The following is a 15958-nucleotide window of genomic DNA, read 5'->3' on the forward strand; positions in this document are numbered from 1 at the left end:
AGTTATAAAACCAGTTGGGTATGTAATTTCATCAATGTTTCGAGTGGATCTATGCAGAATCCCGGGTGTACTCTGGATGTTTGCAGGATGCTGCTACGGGTAGCTGTGAGCCAGCGGAAACGGGATGCTATATCAAGTTTGCCGATGGGGCCACCTTCTTCAGTGCCCTTGCAAATCTGTTCAAAAGCACACAGATAAGCCACCAGGATATCGATATCTAAAGAATCACAGAAGGAGAGTATCCGTTCTGTATTGATAGTATAGATCGTTTGTAAAAAGCGTTTCTGTTTGCAATAGAGAATGACACCGATGTTGAGAAACTCTTCCCGTTCAACCCGTGGCACAACGCGTATAACGGCATACTCAAATAAGTATTTTTCTTGCATTTTGTGCTTCTTTTACAAAGATTTCTGAGGATTCGATTCTTGTTATCAAAAATTGAGCATACACCTGTCTGCGTTCTTCTGCTGTCTCATCTGTTGTGCCGGCGGTGAGCCATTCGTCGGGTATGATTGCTACTATTGCCTGGATCTTTTCAGGAGTAAGGATGGCGCGGAATTCCGCATCTACAGTTTCCAGTTCGGATGCCTGTGGCAAAAGTACATGATCTTTAATGTGTGCAAACGGGCGTTTAGCCTGTTCTTCCCAATTTTGCCAGGAATGGTGGAAGTAAAGTGAAGCACCGTGGTCTATCAGCCATAATTCCTGGTGCCATATCAGCATATTAGTATTGCGGGCGGTACGATCTACGTTGGTAAGCAGGCAGTCCATCCATACGATTTGTGAGGACAATTTCGGTGGTACGGTAGTGATAGTAGGATCGAAGGTAATGGCACCTGAAAGATAATGCAGTGCAAGGTTGAGTCCTACACTGGCTTTGAGCAGATCCTGTATTTCCTCATCGGGCTCTGTTCTTCCAAAAGCTTCGTCCAGGTTGGCGAATACAAGTTCTGGTATTTTTATGCCCAGTGCACGGGCTATCTCTCCACCAATCAATTCGGCAATGAGAGCTTTCACGCCTTGTCCGGCGCCACGAAATTTCAGTACATACAGGAAGCCATCATCGGCTTCCGCGATAGCAGGTAATGAGCCTCCTTCGCGCAATGGTGTGACATATCTTATCACATTAACAGTTCTGAGATTATTATCCATAAGTGAGCCGAAAATTAACCAAATTTTATTTAACAGGAATAACAGCCGTTGCTTCAATCTCTATCAGAACATCTTCCCTGAATAATTTATTAACCTGTGCGAGTATGCTGGCAGGAGGAGGATTTATATGAAACCAAGTTTCTCTTCCTCCAAATCCAGGTATCTAAAATGCTTGCGGATGATATCTTCGTCTAAAGTTTTTTCCTCTTTGTTTTTATTTATCAGCCACTGCCTTTGTTGGTTTAGAATATCAAGATATATGGTTTTGCACTCTACTACCATATCTGTATAATTAGCTGAAAGACTGCTATCTTCCCATTTACGGGCCATTTGTTGCAATACAGGTTGATTGTTTAATTGCTCGCTATAATTCGTTTTCAAATGCTGCAGGGCATGTTCAGCCAATTGCTTTCGTATCAGGTTATATGCTTCTTCTTCGGGCAAGGTTGGGTCAAGATCAGGCATATTTACTTTTCTGATTATATACGGCAATGTCAATCCTTGCAATAATAAGGTTAACAGGATAACGATAAACGTGATAAAGAGGATAAGGTTTCTTTGTGGAAAGGCAGAACCATCACTAAGATGTACCGGTATGGATAAAGCAGCTGCAAGTGACACCACGCCACGCATACCCGTCCAACCGAGTACGAATGGAACTTTGTAGCCAGGATTTCTGCTATCCGCAACTGTTATGAAGTATCGCGCAATAAGCGTAACAATTACAGCACCATACGCAGATAAAAGTCTTCCCAGGATCAAAACAAGAGTAATCAATACACCATAATCAATAGCAGATGAAATGCTTACCCCTTCAAGTCCGGCCGTAATTTCGGGCAAATCCAATCCAATAATAATAAATACTAACCCATTCAGTATAAAGCACAAACTTTCCCAAACATTTACACCACGCAGTCGTGAAGTGCTGCTCAGGAAAAGATGCCTTTTGTTAGATAAAAATAAACCACCGCTTACCACAGCCAGCACACCAGAACTATGTACTTCTTCCGCAGTAATGTACATCATATAAGGTGTAACAAGAGACAGTGCAATATCCATATTGGCATCAGTAGGCAGGTATTTATGAGCTTTCATAAACAACCATCCCACCAGCAAACCTATGCCCACTCCACCTAACAGCATCCAGCTAAAACTCAATGCAGCTTCGTGCCAGATAAATTGCCCGGTGGCTACTGCTATTAGCGCAAAGCGAAAAATAATGAGCGACGATGCATCGTTCAGCAAACTTTCACCTTCCAGAATAGAAGACATCCGTTTGGGTACTTTTACAAATTTTAATATCGCACTTGCACTTACCGCATCCGGTGGAGATACGATGCCCCCTAACAAAAAGCCCAGGGCCAGTGAAAACCCGGGAATAAAATGATTGGCCACAAAAGCAACCGACATTGCCGTAAGGAACACCACCAGAAAGGCAAAACTGCTGACGATACGTCGCCAGCGCCACAATTCTTTCCATGATATAGTCCAGGCAGCTTCATAGAGCAATGGGGGCAGGAAGATGATAAAAATAAGTTCCGGATCAATGTGTATTGTAGGAATACCAGGGATAAAACTAATTGTTAATCCGGCCAACACCAGCAATACAGGATATGCCACTTTTATTTTGTTAGCCAGCATTATGAGTAATACAATGGCTACGATAAGGGTCAGGTAAAACGGAAAATGTTCCAGCATTTATATAATTATTTAAACAATATACGAAGATATGGATTGATATGTGATTGATTCAGCTTTAAAGGAACAGTTTTTATTGGCATAACTTATACTTTGAAAAGACTTGCTATACAAGAGTTTTCAGGCTTTGGGAGTGGTTTACCGGACAGCATCCGAAATTGCCTACGCTTTAGGTTTTAACGAGGTAACCCATTTCAATAACTTTTTCAAGAAGCACGTACAGCAGAGCCCTGTTAAATTCAGAAATGTTTGATTTTCGTAAGATATTGTTTCTTTTTCGTAAGGTTGCCATATTAAGCATCTCTAATTTTGTATCCATAATTAACGACAAAAAATTATGGATATGAAACAACAAACACGTAAACTTGGGAATAGTGGTTTAGAGGTTTCAGCTTTAGGTCTTGGCTGTATGGGTATGAGCTTTGGCTATGGCCCTGCTGCTGATAAAAAAGAAATGATTACCCTTATCCACTCTGCTGTAGAAAGTGGCGTTACTTTTTTTGATACTGCCGAAGTTTATGGCCCTTTCACAAATGAAGAATTAGTTGGCGAAGCCCTTGCACCTTTCCGTGGCGAAGTAATTATTGCAACTAAATTTGGCTTCAAACCTAATGCAGATGGGAGTGGCCGATGGAACGAATTGGATAGCCGCCCTGAACACATTAGGGAAGTAGCCGAAGCTTCACTTAAGAGATTAAAAGTTGACGCCATTGATTTATTCTACCAACACCGTGTAGATCCTAACATACCAATCGAAGATGTTGCTGGCACAGTGCGGGATTTAATTAAAGAAGGCAAGGTAAAACACTTCGGACTTTCAGAAGCAGGAGCACAAACCATCCGTAAAGCACACGCTGTACAACCTGTAGCCGCTCTACAAAGCGAATACTCTCTTTGGTGGAGAGAACCAGAAAAAGAAATCATCCCAACATTAGAAGAATTGGGTATTGGCTTTGTGCCATATAGTCCATTGGGCAGAGGTTTCCTTACAGGAAAAATCAACGAAAACACTATGTTTGATAGTAGCGACTTCCGCAACATAGTTCCCCGCTTTTCACCTGAGGCCCGCAAAGCAAATCAGGCATTGGTTGATCTGCTTGGTAATATTGCCAAAGGCAAAAATGCAACGCCTGCCCAAATAGCATTGGCCTGGTTGCTTGCACAAAAAACCTGGATAGTTCCAATACCGGGTACTACTAAGCTGCATCGTTTGGAAGAAAACATTGGTGCAATCAATATAGAACTTACCGCAAACGACTTACAGGAAATTGACAGTGCCGCGTCACAAATTGAAGTGCAAGGCAACCGCTATCCTGAAAATTTGCAAAAATTAGTAGACAGGTAATGTAGTTAAGATCAATTCGTACAAGGCTTGATTAGGGCCTGCTTTCCATGTTGGAAGATTAAATATTGAGCTTGCTGATATACCCGAAAAGAAAATATATAGAACAATGAAAAATGTATTGATAATTGGCGAGGTTTAAAAGCGTAGAATATCTGGGAGAAATTAATATTGTCAACTGGTTAGCCTAAAAAAGTCAACTCTTCTTTTGAAAGCGAAATGTCAGTTGCTTTTATATTTTCTTCCAGATGTTGGATGGATGTAGTTCCCGGAATGGGTAGTATCCACGCAGATTGATGAAGCAGCCACGCGATGTTGAGCTGCGCAACAGTGACACCTTTAGCATCAGCTACCTCTTTCATCTTGTTCTGCTCAGTTGGCAGAGACGTTTGGAGTGAAAAATAAGGAACAAAAGGAATCTGATGTTTCTCGCACAAAGAGAGTATCTCACCTCCCTGCATTCCGTAAGGACTGTTAGGATCAGTAACCCGTTGAGTATAGCTATACATATTTTCTACGCTGGCAATTGTACCCATTGTAATGGCGGTGTTAAACTGATCAATGGTCGCATTAGTAAGTCCTAAATGCAGGATTTTACCCTCTCTCTGCAGCTCTAACATGGTGGCAAAGGATTCTTCATAATCTCCCGGACTATTCAATGCCTTTCCAAAATGCACCAGGGGCAGCTGCTCCAGTTTCAATTCTTTAAGGTTGTTTTCTACACTTCTCTTTAATTCTTCAGGCTTACTGTATGGTAGCCAGCTTTTGTCAGCCCCTCGTATCGCTCCAACCTTTGTAGCAATAATAAGGTTAGCAGGGTAAGGATACAATGCATCTGCCAAAAGTCGATTGGTTACCCCGGGGCCATAAAAATCTGCGGTATCGAAAAAGTTGACACCCAACTCTACGGCTCTTCTCAAAAGTGCAATGGCCCCATCGCGGTCTCGTGGTTCGCCCCATACTTCGTTACCAGTTAGGCGCATGGTTCCGTAACCTGGTGTACGGGCGGTTAGAGGGCTTGCCGTGCCCGCTCCAATAGTGATTATTCTATTACTCATTTTAGTTTATTTTTTCTTTTTAAATGAAATGTCCACTCTGGATGATTGACTATAGATTTCTTGTATGATGAAGGAGTTATTCCCACGAACCTTTTGAAGAACCTGGTAAAATTTGAAACATCATAATCCAGCTTGTAAGCTATCGTTCCGATGGGCAAAGCTGTATCGGCCAGTAGCTTTTTAGCTTCCAGTAAGATTCTTTGCTCATAGAAGTAGCAGGCATGGTGCCCCGTTTCCTACTTCTATCTTAGCCATCATTTCGTCTTGTATTACTGTTGTAAAAGTATAGAGGATGATTGATACAAAATGGTGAGGTATCAAGTATTTGCTTTAGTCTGCACAATATTTTCAATGATATAAATGAAGATTACCACCAATTGTTAAAGATGAGTGTGGAACACCTCGGGTAATGAAGTACTCCACTATATGGTTGGACTAGCGTAGGTATTGGCTGAAAATAAAAAAGAGAAACATCTCAGATGTTACGCTGTCATCATAAAAGAACTTAATTTTTGTTTTGCTGTGGATGCTTTGAGTACATCTTCCGGTGTTTTGTAATAGTCTCTTTGTTTTTTAAAGCCCAATCTGCCAAACCTTCTATATAGGGAACAAGGCTGTTACCCAGAGTGGTCAACTCATATTCCACGCGTGGGGGTACTTCCGCGTATAATTTTCGCACTATTAATCCGTCTTTTTCCAGTGACCGCAATGATGCCGTTTGCATCTTTTGTGAGATGTTACTGATATGGCTACTGATCTCTGTGAACCGTAACTTTCCTTTGCTGCCAAGCAGACATAAAATAAGAATAGACCATTTATCGCCAAACCTGTCTAGTATGTCTCGGATAGGGCAATCAACATGATCCATATATTTTTCCATATTATTTTCCATTTTATCAGATTGGTTGTCAGCAATTGTTTCGTCAAGGTAAGTAGCTAAGGTTCAGGTGCCATATTGGAAATACCCTTATTGTGTATCTACTTTTACCACCTCAAAAGTAACTGGCATTACAGTAACAAACAAAGACAATAATATTCAAAACTCACACAAAGATGATTTTAATTACCGGCGCAACAGGCCATTTAGGTGGAACAACTCTTGATTTTCTTTTGAAGAAAGAAAATATTAGCAGCATTGTAGCTATGGCAAGAGACTCAGTAAAGGCAGCTACATTAACAACAAAGGGAATAGAAATACGGATAGCTGATTATAACGATTATGGTTCATTGGTACAGGCATTTGAGGGAGTGGACATATTATTGTTTGTTTCATCTGCATCCCCGGAGAGCAGTGAACGAAAACAGCAGCACATCAATGTGATCAATGCAGCAAAAGAAAATAAAATCAAACATGTTGTTTATACAAGCGTGTTGAAAGCTTCTGACACAGCAAAATTCCTTCCTGCTATTGAACATTGTCATACAGAACAGTATCTTCAGCAAACCGGTATTCCCTACACTATTTTTCGCAACACAATGTATGCAGAAGCGGTACCTCAATTATTGGGTAATGCCCTGGAAAGTGGAACATGGTATTTTCCTGCAGGCAATGCCAAAAATAATTTTGCTTCCAGAACGGACATCGCGGAGGCGTTAGCTAATGTTATCAGCCAGCCATTGCCGCATCAAAATAAGGTATATGAAATTGCTTCCGGCCAATCTTATTCCTGTGGTGAAATTGCTGCGATGATTAGCTACAATACCGGCAAGCCACTAATATATAGCACCATTTCGCTTGAAATGATGAAAAAAGAAATGAAGAAAGTCGGAGTTCCTGAAACTATTATTGCTATGGTATCAAGCGGTATTGAAGCTATTGATGCCGGCGAGTTTGATATAACAGATACTTCACTTGAAAACATACTAGGCAGGAAGCCTGTTGATCTAAAAGATTGCCTGAAAATGCTGGTGTAAAGAAACGTTATTCATCCTCCGTCTTACCAGATTTTGGAATTATTTAAATAAAAAGGGTTGCTCAAGTGAGCACCCCTTCTTCGTGTACCACTGACCGGACAAATGTTGAACTTTGGGTGGGTGATTTTAGGCGGATATGTAGCCTGAGAGAAATAGGGATTATTATTAATCTTTATAGAACAAAGGCGGTCAGGAGGAGTGATGTGAGGGTAGAAAAGATATGGCATAAAATGTTAATGAATATGATAGCCGAATTATAAAGATGGGTTTGTTAACAACATTATCATTCATGCTCTCTTGTTGTTTTCCCTTCTTACATTGAAAAGAGCTATCCTTATTGGTAATTAAGGTGAATTTGGCTTTGCAAAAGTGAAGATTGGCTTTTGAAATTATAAAGGTTATCTTTATTTTTGCAAAATATGAAAACATTACCCCGCCATATTACCCCACGATTGCTACAGGCTCTAAATGTAAGTCCTGTAGTTTTCCTGAATGGAGCAAGGCAATCCGGTAAAAGTACGCTCGTACAAAATCTTCGGGAACAAATTGGTAGTAATAACCCTGCGGCTTATGTCTCCTTTGATCGCCCTACGCAAATGGCGGCAGCGGCATCAGCTCCGGAAAGTTTTTTATCTGCTTATAAAGACACTTTAATCATTGATGAGGTTCAGCTTGTCCCTGAACTTTTCCGTGCTCTAAAGGTTGTCGTTGATGAATTACGATTACACGATAAAGCAAATGCGAATGGCCGGTATCTTTTAACAGGCTCCGCCAATATTCTAGCCTTGCCAAAATTATCTGATCCACTTGTGGGACGTATGACAGTCCTTACACTTTATCCTTTTTGTACGGCAGAGGCCTCACAAGGCAAAGGAAACGGATTGGATAGACTGGTTAATCTTGACTTTGCTAATATCAGTAACCGTGGATTAAGTATCACTGACGCCATAAAACTAGCAACCTTTCCAGAAATCGCTGATAAAAGTGCTAGTGAGCGGGGAATATGGTTTGATGGATACCTTACTACTATTTTGCAGCGGGACGTGCGGCTTCTGGCAGAGTTGGAAAAAATATCTGTTCTTCCTAACCTCCTGCGCATTCTGGCAATTCGCTCAGGTAGTCTTTTGAATGATGCAGATGTTGCTCGTGATATAGGTCTTAATCCTGTAACGTCGAAATTCTATCGCAATATCTTAAAAATGATGTTTCTGAATTTTGATGTTGAGCCATGGTATCGCAATATTGGTAAGAGGCTTGTCAAATCGCCGAAGGGTTATCTGACGGATACATTGATGCTTTGCCATATGTTGGATTTAAATCTGGAAGATATTGAAAAAAATAAGCCGGATCTTTTCGGGCATGTCCTCGAGAATTATATCGCCACGGAACTCACAAAGCTGTTGACCTTTAGTGAAACGAAAGCAAAGCTTTTCCATTTCAGGACAAGCGATGGAAAAGAAGCTGATTTTGTATTGGAAAAACCGGATGGCTCTGTGTTTGCTATAGAAATAAAAAAATCAGAGTCGGTCAATATTCACGATTTCAAAGGAATTCAGACATTGGCGGAACTTACAGAAAAAGAGTTTATAGGAGGAGCGGTGCTGTATTCAGGAAAGGAAGTTGTCCCTTTTGGAAAAAATCTCTGGGCTGTTCCTTTTCATATATTATGGCAATAATGCGGTTGAAATTCCAGATTGGGTGTATAATGGTAAGGTAGTCAAAATAAAAAAGGTTGCTCAATTTGAGCAACCTTCTTTTCGTGTACCGCGTACGGGAGTCGAACCCGTCATTCCTCCGTGAAAGGGAGGTGTATTAACCGATTTACCAACGCGGCATTTCGTGTTTGGGATGGCAAAGGTATGAAAATACTGAATCATTCAAAATTTATTTTTGAATACAAAACAGAAATACTTGTATGCACCGATTTTCCATGTTTTGAAATTTGATTATCAAGACTATATGGGATGTTTAAAAGACAGCTGTAAATATGTAAATGAAGGAGTTACCTTTGGAGTATTATGAGAAAGCTTAACATCCTGATCGCAGAAAATGATGCAAAAGGGAAGGTATTCATTAAAGAAACCTTTGAAGGTTCCGGTCTCTTCAATGTATTAGCCATAGCAGAAAATGGAGATGAACTGAAGAGTATTATGGAGGAGTCGGATATCTTTTACCCTGACCTTATCCTGTCTGACGTTGTTCCAGGATACGATGTATTGTATTATATAAAAACAAGTGAGGCATTCAGAGAAATCCCTGTAGTCACGTTTGCCAGTTCACCTGCTGATGATAATATAAAAAAATGTCAGCAACTGGGAGCCGTGAGGCATTTTGAAAAACCGGATAATGAAGCCCGGTACCATGAGTTTGCCAAAGAACTATATGGATTCATTTCTGACGACTAACAATCAACCCAGGGTACATGGCAACAAAAAGAGAGCGCATCAAAAAGATGATACGCCCTCTATTTTTTATATGAACTGAAATGTCCTCAATATTACGCTGCCGTAAATTTGAAAGAGTGAATGATAATTTCTACTTCTGTCTGATTTGAAGGAGCATTGCCTCCATACAACCATAGATTCATGTGTACTGGTAATGCGAGTGTACTTACATTGTATCCACTGGGGGTAGTCCATGGGAAGAATGCGTTTGCCGGAGCTGTTGTATGTCCGTGGTATCCTTTGAAAGATACGGCAGTACTGGTGCGGGTGAATGTATGAGTGGTATAGGTACCATTCAAGGCCAACTCATAAGATTGAGAAACGTTGCCTGATCCTGAAGCCGGATATACAGTGTAATTAAAGTTAGGCCATGCATTGTTACCCCAACGTGCAAATTCGATATCTACTTCATGATGACCATCATCACCAGCTTTGTAGTTAAACAGGCCCAGTACAATGTTTTTATCCAGTTTGTCTACAGCGCCTTCTACTTCCCATACATAAGAACCGTAACCGAAAGATTGGGTGGTAGTTACTTCTGAGCATAACCATCTGCCGGTAGTAGCATCTTTTCTGATTTTCAGATGCAGGAAACCGTTAGCATCTACCCATACATTGCTGGAACTGTTGCTCCAGTAGTTTGGACCAGGACCGGAAGTACCGGACTGTGTTCTTACTTCCCAGGTATAACCGCTGAAACTGATGGTAGAAGCTGCAGCAACAGATTTGCGGGCCGACTCGTTTTGTACTGTTGTTTGTGGGGCGGGGGTGTTTTGAACAACCTCTTTACTACAGCTGGATAATACAGCCAAAGAGATGATCAGCATTGCAATTTTGTGCATAAAAGAATGGTTTATTTTAAGGTGAAAAAAATATATGGATAGGTTTTCCTGCGCAGGTGTCTGTAATAATGACAATCTAAAAATGTTAAACTTTGATGTTGGGCTAAACTTTTTGGGGGATAATAAAAAAAGCCCCTCAGGGCTTTCTACATTTTTTGCGGTGCTTTGTTATAATAAAACTTTTCACTTTCCACCAGTCCTTCGTGCCAGTGCTGTACAGATACCTCAATCCGCCGACTTGTTTTATTCGTTTCCTTATTGGTGATCAGAAGTTCCCACTCACTAAATACAACATTCCTTTCTTCATTAATAGCCTGATCAATAAGGGTACTTACTAATTTAAATGTTTCCAGTAGCATCTTCTCATACGCTATGCATGCTTCTTTTCCTTTTCTTGGTGTATCCTCATTTTCCTGCATCTGCACATCATGTGCATAGAATAACTCCATTGCCTTTACTGTTTCATCATTTATGATCAGCTCATTCAGAGCTAGTACATTATCTTTTAAAGTTTTCATTGATTAAAGTTACGAATAACTTCAATATGGAAGCTGCCCCCACTGTCAGGAGACAGCTTCCCGGGGTTACATCATGCGAGGACATTATTAATAAACAACTAATTTTTTTGTTTCAGTTGTACCGCCTGCCATAATCTTTACCATATAAATTCCAGAAGTCAGATCCGTCAGGGTAACATTCAATCGTTGCTGACCTGACTGGGAATTAACCCTGGCAGACTTCACTACATCACCATGCATGTTGGCAATCTGGATCACTACAGGCGATGGTGTTTTCAATTCATAACTAACAATCACGTAAGAACTGGCAGGGTTAGGATATACTTTTAATCCTGCTTGCAGGATGATAGGTTCTTTTACAACGTAAGCCATTCTTGCAGATGAAAGCGCGGTCCAGTTAAAGGTTTCCCAGCCGCCGATAGCTGTGCGGTTACAATTCATGGCAGCGGCGCCATTTTCTGAGCAGGCATATGTTCCTGCGGTTCCCTGTAATGCTACCAAGTTATTATTGAGTTCTATCCAGGTAAATTTTGTATCGTTATTGATGGCGGTACCTGTGCAATACATCGGGCTTGCAGATGTAACATATAATCCATTATTCCCTTTCAACGCGATAGCGCCATTGCCGGCATCCACTACTTCAAAGTTTTCCCACACACCAACGCTGGTTCTGTTGCAGTTCATAGCAGTAGTTCCATTTTCGGAAGAAACATAAAAACCGCCATTCATTAATGATATAGTGCTTCCGATAGGAGCTTTGGTAGTAGTTGTAGTGGTATCTTTAGCATCTTCAATAATAATATCATCAAAGTATGCAGTGAAATTTCCGTTTAAAGAAGGATTATCGTAAGCGATAATAATACCGTTGATCTCATCACCTATCAGCTCTCCCTTACCAATCTGGCAGCTGAATTTCTCCCATGCGCCAACGGTACCCCTGGCTGTGGAGGGATGCATTATATTCCCCTTATTGTCTTTGTATGCGGTTAGATTACGCAGCACTTTACCTGATTTAAAGGAGAGATCCACTGAAGTATATTTACCGGGATTGCTCACTGTATATTTCCAGAAGCTCAGTTGTTGGTTTGCTTTTACCGCAATCTTTGTTTCTGATATTTTGTAATAATAGTTAGATGCTCCAGTGGCAGTACCATTAATTTTTACAGAGTAAATACCATTTTTAGTGAAAGTTGGTTCGTTTACGATAGCTACTGTAGTATTGCTTACTGATGTTCCGGACAGTAAGGTATTCTTATAGAAGCAGGCATCAATGGGAGAGATGATATCCTTTGCTACATTATCTATAAGACATTTGGCTACCCTGCTTTCAAAGCTATTCCTGTAATAAATAGGACCATTCGAATAAGGAATAGGTATTTCTGCTGGTGTAGTTGTACTGGTGAGCATCCTTGATGCAGCCCCTGCCAGTCGCAGGTAATAGTCGGACGAAGTCCAGATACCATCCATAGAAAGAGTTCCGAAATACTGATCGGTAGGAATATCAAAATAATCTGTTGCCGCACTGATGATATTGGTAGACTCTTCAAATTCATCCAGCATAGCAAAATACATTGACTGAATGCCCAGACTTTTTATGTTGCGTGCCTGTTTCCAGAGGAATTGTCCGCCTAATCTTTTTGTATCGTTAGGATATCCGTAAACATGTTGTGACCATGCACTTCCGGGAAATATCACCGGATAAAAATCCATTCCATTCTGATCACAGTATTGTTTGTCGGGGATCATGTAATCTGTTCTGAAACTATTGGCGCCAGTTGTATCGCTATATACTCCTACAGTCCAGGGAGAGATCATGTTGTAAGCCTTATACACGTCGGCAAAATCTTTACGGGAGCCACCGTCCATCAGTCGCCAGTCGCGCGGTACACCCGCAATTACATAACAACCTCTGTCTTTGAAAAATTGCGCAAGTGCTAATGCCTGTGCTTTATCAACAGTAATAGTTGAATATCCCAATCCCCATAATTCAACTACGGGTTTGCCATTTACAGTAGCGTATGCAGATGATGAAGTAAGCGCATAAATCTGTTCCATCTGGTATACCCAATCTCTTTTGATCCCATCTACAAGATCATCTGATAATCCCGCGCCGTTATTAATATCCGGCATACAATACATCACATAGAATGACCGGCCATTTGCTTCACAGGCATTTTTAATATTTACATAATAATCATCCGAAGAAGTATATTTTAGATCTTTGCCCACGGGAGCATTTCTTTGAATAGCTACACCATCAAAACCAGCTTTCTGAAGTAATGACATCTGTACGTCGATAACACTTTTATCTGTAGAGTTGTACAATTTAGCCGGACTACCATTTCCCAGGTTTGCAAAGTTGGTAGGGTACATGGTTACATTAGCATTGTTCTGATAATCTGCCAGATAAGGGAATGTTTCTGTGTTATGATTTCCTCTTCCTGCAGCTGGCAGCATACCATATGCCCAATGGCTCCAGTCTTTCGGCTGTGGACCAGCTTCGTGCCAGAGCTGATAACCTGCATATGATTTGCCTTTAAATTCGGTAGGATTATTAGGTTTGGCAGGAACTGGCTGTGCATCAGGTGTTAATGCTCCTATATATACAGTTATGTCTTTGATGTAATTATCTTCGCTACCGAAGCCCATTCTGATGTCGCCACCATAACCCATAGAGCCGTCGAATCCGGCATCATTGATAATTACAAGACGGGTGATCCATTTTTTTGTATTTGATTTTTTAAAGTCGGCGCCACCCCAGCCGGTGCCGGTCCGCGTATAGTTCAGCCACAGGTAGCTCATACTGTTATCATAGTAGGTGATAGACAGAATGATCTTTTTTGCAGTGGAAGGGACAGCCGTTCGGTTACAGTTTACATACATAAATTTACCTGCTGGAATCTTTCTGCATGGAACGCCATCAATGGTAGTAATTTCAGTATATCCTTCTCCGGTAGTATTTGTCTCAATGCCGAACGACATGTTGGATGCTACTACAGGATTGGTAAATTTTATTGAAGAAGCTACTGCCGGAAGCACAATATCCCCTGCATGGGCAGACAGTACGGCAAATAATAGAGCAAATAGGAAATTAGATTGTTTCATGTATAGGTTTTATAGTACGGTAGTCTCTTAGGTTTGATATTAAACGGTATAGGAATGTTTCTTATTGTGAACAGCCATTGAGGAAGGAATGTCACGGTATTCGTATTTTTTATCTATATGTGGAGGGCGTTGTGGAATCTTTATAGATCTCCTGATTTTAAAAATCAGGAGATAATTGATTATTAATTAGTTAATGCCTGATCACCAGAGAGGGGTGTTTAGAAAACATAGAACACAGGAAAAGAGATATTATTATTGAGAAGTGCTCACGGATTTAATAATAAAAGAATTTAAATTGTGTCTTTATGGGTAATGTACTTGATTATTTATTGCATCTTCCAGCATTAGCACTGTGGTTTATCTTTCTTGCCGAGAATGGATTGATCACTATACTCGTATTGTTATCCGGTAAGTTGTTTTATAAAGGTTCGTATTCCTATACATCAAGGGAGTGGGTGATCTGTGGCCTTACTAATATATTAAATACCGTTGTTACTTACGCCGGTTTCCTGATGTGGAAACATGATATTATCAGTATTGCAACTGATGTTTCGTGGATCATAATCCTGGATTTTCTTTTCCTCTTTTTTGCTATGGATCTCCTCATGTTTATATTCCACTATATCATTCATAAAACATTTTTATTCAAAGATGTACATCAGTTACATCATCAATCGATAAATCCAACACCTATTGATCTGTTCGTGCTTCATCCGGTAGAAGCCCTCGGTTTTGGAGGTTTGTGGTTGATCTTACTGATGCTGTATGCGTTTAATATTTACGCTGTGATGGTTTACCTTATTGTAAATGTAATCTTCGGATTGGCGGGACATCTTGGTATGGAGCCATTACCGGAGAAAGTACGGGGTTTGCCGTTGGTGAAGTATCTCGGTACCTCTACCTTCCATCATCATCATCACCAGGATATACACTATAACTTTGGTTTTTATACCAGTATATGGGATAGGATTTTAAGTACATATAAAAAGTAAAAGAAGGGTATTTAGTGATAGAATACCTGCAGGGGAAATAGTGCTACCTTTGGCTATAATGTGCTGGTATGCTTAAAAGGAAAAGGCAACAAAAATACCTCATTAAAAGATGGCTGGAGATGCGATGCCAGTTACACGCCTTTGTGAACTCAGGGAACCAGGAAGCACTACACAAATTACGTGTGGAAATTAAAAAGATAAAGGCTTTCACAAAATTCATGAAGTTATATAAGGGGAAGGAGCGAGCCGTGCAGCTTAAGAACATAAAGGAAATATTTCATCATGCAGGAATTATCCGGGAAGCCAATATCAACCTGCAAATGATGAAAAAGTTCGATAATAATCATAAAGAATTTGGCACCGAAGAGACTCATATCGTCCAGGAGGAATCCGTGAAGTTCCGTTCACATACAACCCGCTACAATAAGGATATCAGTAATGAAGTCAAATCTCTTCTAAAAGCATTAGGTCCTGTCCGGAATAGCGATATCAAACATTGGTTCTCCAGGCAATTAAAGGCAATAGCCAGCATTGTTGTTGTATCATCCACGGATCAACTTCATCAGGCCCGAAAGAAAATAAAAAGGCTCATATATGTTCATGGGATACTTCACAAACGGTTAGTTGACACGTTGAAGTTAAACATTAATTATCTCGACCAGTTGCAGGATGCTATCGGTAAATGGCATGATACGGCCTTAGCTGTTAATCTGTTAATTTCCCGCAAAGCCGGGAATAAAGTAACACTCAACAAGCTTCAGAAAGAACAGGAAAAAACAGATACAACTATTCATGCAATCAGCGATGGGTTTTGGGATAAGGTTAAACAGGAAGATATAAAGTAAAAAGCTGTCAGTGCTGACAGCTTTTTTACTTTAGGTTGGTTTTTTCTA

15 protein-coding genes, 1 tRNA gene and 1 pseudogene are annotated in these 15958 nt (G+C 40.5%); 7 read left to right on the top strand and 10 right to left on the bottom strand.

The genetic code is table 11. The features are described from left to right. Positions 1-2: 2 nt before the first annotated feature. From BM176_RS21880 to BM176_RS21895, 3 genes are all read right to left on the bottom strand, one after another. Positions 3-386 (bottom strand): DUF3037 domain-containing protein, encoded by a 384-nt coding sequence (locus BM176_RS21880; protein ID WP_090106451.1) that lies wholly within the window; start codon positions 384-386, stop codon positions 3-5. Then, a complete protein-coding gene (locus tag BM176_RS21885) occupies positions 364-1152 on the bottom strand; it encodes a HipA family kinase (RefSeq protein WP_090106452.1) in 789 nt (262 codons plus the stop codon). The genes BM176_RS21880 and BM176_RS21885 overlap by 23 nt, the downstream gene beginning before the upstream one ends. 123 nt (positions 1153-1275) lie before the next feature. Beyond that, the gene (locus BM176_RS21895) at positions 1276-2850 is read right to left on the bottom strand and encodes a Na+/H+ antiporter (protein ID WP_090106453.1); all 1575 of its coding nucleotides are present in this window, start codon (positions 2848-2850) and stop codon (positions 1276-1278) included. Positions 2851-2983: 133 nt separating this feature from the next. On the opposite strand from BM176_RS21895, the gene BM176_RS33145 reads away from it, so the two are divergent. After that, positions 2984-3103: a helix-turn-helix domain-containing protein gene (locus BM176_RS33145; RefSeq protein ID WP_369823750.1), complete on the top strand. Its 120-nt coding sequence runs from the start codon at positions 2984-2986 to the stop codon at positions 3101-3103. 90 nt (positions 3104-3193) lie between these two features. Then, positions 3194-4195, top strand: a complete 1002-nt coding sequence (locus tag BM176_RS21900; protein ID WP_090106539.1) for an aldo/keto reductase — start codon at positions 3194-3196, stop codon at positions 4193-4195. A gap of 179 nt (positions 4196-4374) precedes the next feature. Here BM176_RS21900 and BM176_RS21905 read toward each other — a convergent pair whose 3' ends face one another. The 3 genes and pseudogenes from BM176_RS21905 to BM176_RS21915 form a co-directional block, all read right to left on the bottom strand. Then, positions 4375-5250: an aldo/keto reductase gene (locus tag BM176_RS21905; RefSeq protein WP_090106454.1), complete on the bottom strand. Its 876-nt coding sequence runs from the start codon at positions 5248-5250 to the stop codon at positions 4375-4377. Next, positions 5247-5453, bottom strand: a pseudogene (locus BM176_RS21910) (helix-turn-helix domain-containing protein); the annotation flags it as partial. The pseudogene BM176_RS21910 and the gene BM176_RS21905, both read right to left, overlap by 4 nt. A 302-nt stretch (positions 5454-5755) precedes the next feature. Beyond that, positions 5756-6130, bottom strand: a complete 375-nt coding sequence (locus BM176_RS21915) for a winged helix-turn-helix transcriptional regulator (RefSeq protein WP_090106540.1) — start codon at positions 6128-6130, stop codon at positions 5756-5758. Between the two features lie 173 nt (positions 6131-6303). On the opposite strand from BM176_RS21915, the gene BM176_RS21920 reads away from it, so the two are divergent. Beyond that, on the top strand, positions 6304-7164 hold the full coding sequence (locus tag BM176_RS21920) for an SDR family oxidoreductase (RefSeq protein WP_090106456.1): 861 nt from the start codon (positions 6304-6306) through the stop codon (positions 7162-7164). 419 nt (positions 7165-7583) lie between these two features. After that, positions 7584-8840 (top strand): ATP-binding protein, encoded by a 1257-nt coding sequence (locus BM176_RS21925; protein ID WP_090106457.1) that lies wholly within the window; start codon positions 7584-7586, stop codon positions 8838-8840. A gap of 86 nt (positions 8841-8926) precedes the next feature. On the opposite strand, the gene BM176_RS21930 is transcribed toward BM176_RS21925, so the two are convergent. Next, a tRNA-Glu gene (locus BM176_RS21930) sits at positions 8927-8998 on the bottom strand. A 184-nt stretch (positions 8999-9182) separates the two neighbouring features. On the opposite strand from BM176_RS21930, the gene BM176_RS21935 reads away from it, so the two are divergent. Then, a complete protein-coding gene (locus BM176_RS21935) occupies positions 9183-9569 on the top strand; it encodes a response regulator (RefSeq protein ID WP_090106458.1) in 387 nt (128 codons plus the stop codon). Between the two features lie 92 nt (positions 9570-9661). On the opposite strand, the gene BM176_RS21940 is transcribed toward BM176_RS21935, so the two are convergent. The 3 genes from BM176_RS21940 to BM176_RS21950 all read right to left on the bottom strand — a co-directional run bounded on the left by BM176_RS21940 (position 9662) and on the right by BM176_RS21950 (position 14073). Beyond that, positions 9662-10450 carry a glycoside hydrolase family 16 protein gene (locus BM176_RS21940; RefSeq protein WP_090106459.1) on the bottom strand — a complete coding sequence of 263 codons (789 nt, stop codon included), beginning with the start codon at positions 10448-10450 and terminating at the stop codon, positions 9662-9664. Between the two features lie 146 nt (positions 10451-10596). Further along, entirely contained in the window at positions 10597-10968 is a 372-nt protein-coding gene (locus BM176_RS21945; RefSeq protein WP_090106460.1) for a nuclear transport factor 2-like protein, read from the bottom strand. 87 nt (positions 10969-11055) lie between these two features. Continuing rightward, positions 11056-14073 carry a T9SS type A sorting domain-containing protein gene (locus tag BM176_RS21950; protein WP_090106461.1) on the bottom strand — a complete coding sequence of 1006 codons (3018 nt, stop codon included), beginning with the start codon at positions 14071-14073 and terminating at the stop codon, positions 11056-11058. Positions 14074-14378: 305 nt separating this feature from the next. Between BM176_RS21950 and BM176_RS21955 the strand changes: the two genes are divergently transcribed. Both BM176_RS21955 and BM176_RS21960 read left to right on the top strand, forming a co-directional pair. Beyond that, on the top strand, positions 14379-15065 hold the full coding sequence (locus BM176_RS21955) for a sterol desaturase family protein (protein WP_090106462.1): 687 nt from the start codon (positions 14379-14381) through the stop codon (positions 15063-15065). 68 nt (positions 15066-15133) lie between these two features. Beyond that, positions 15134-15910, top strand: coding sequence for a CHAD domain-containing protein (locus BM176_RS21960; protein ID WP_090106463.1), 777 nt, complete (start codon positions 15134-15136; stop codon positions 15908-15910). Positions 15911-15958: the final 48 nt, after the last annotated feature.

Source organism: Chitinophaga sp. CF118, assembly GCF_900112615.1.
Lineage (GTDB): Bacteria > Bacteroidota > Bacteroidia > Chitinophagales > Chitinophagaceae > Chitinophaga.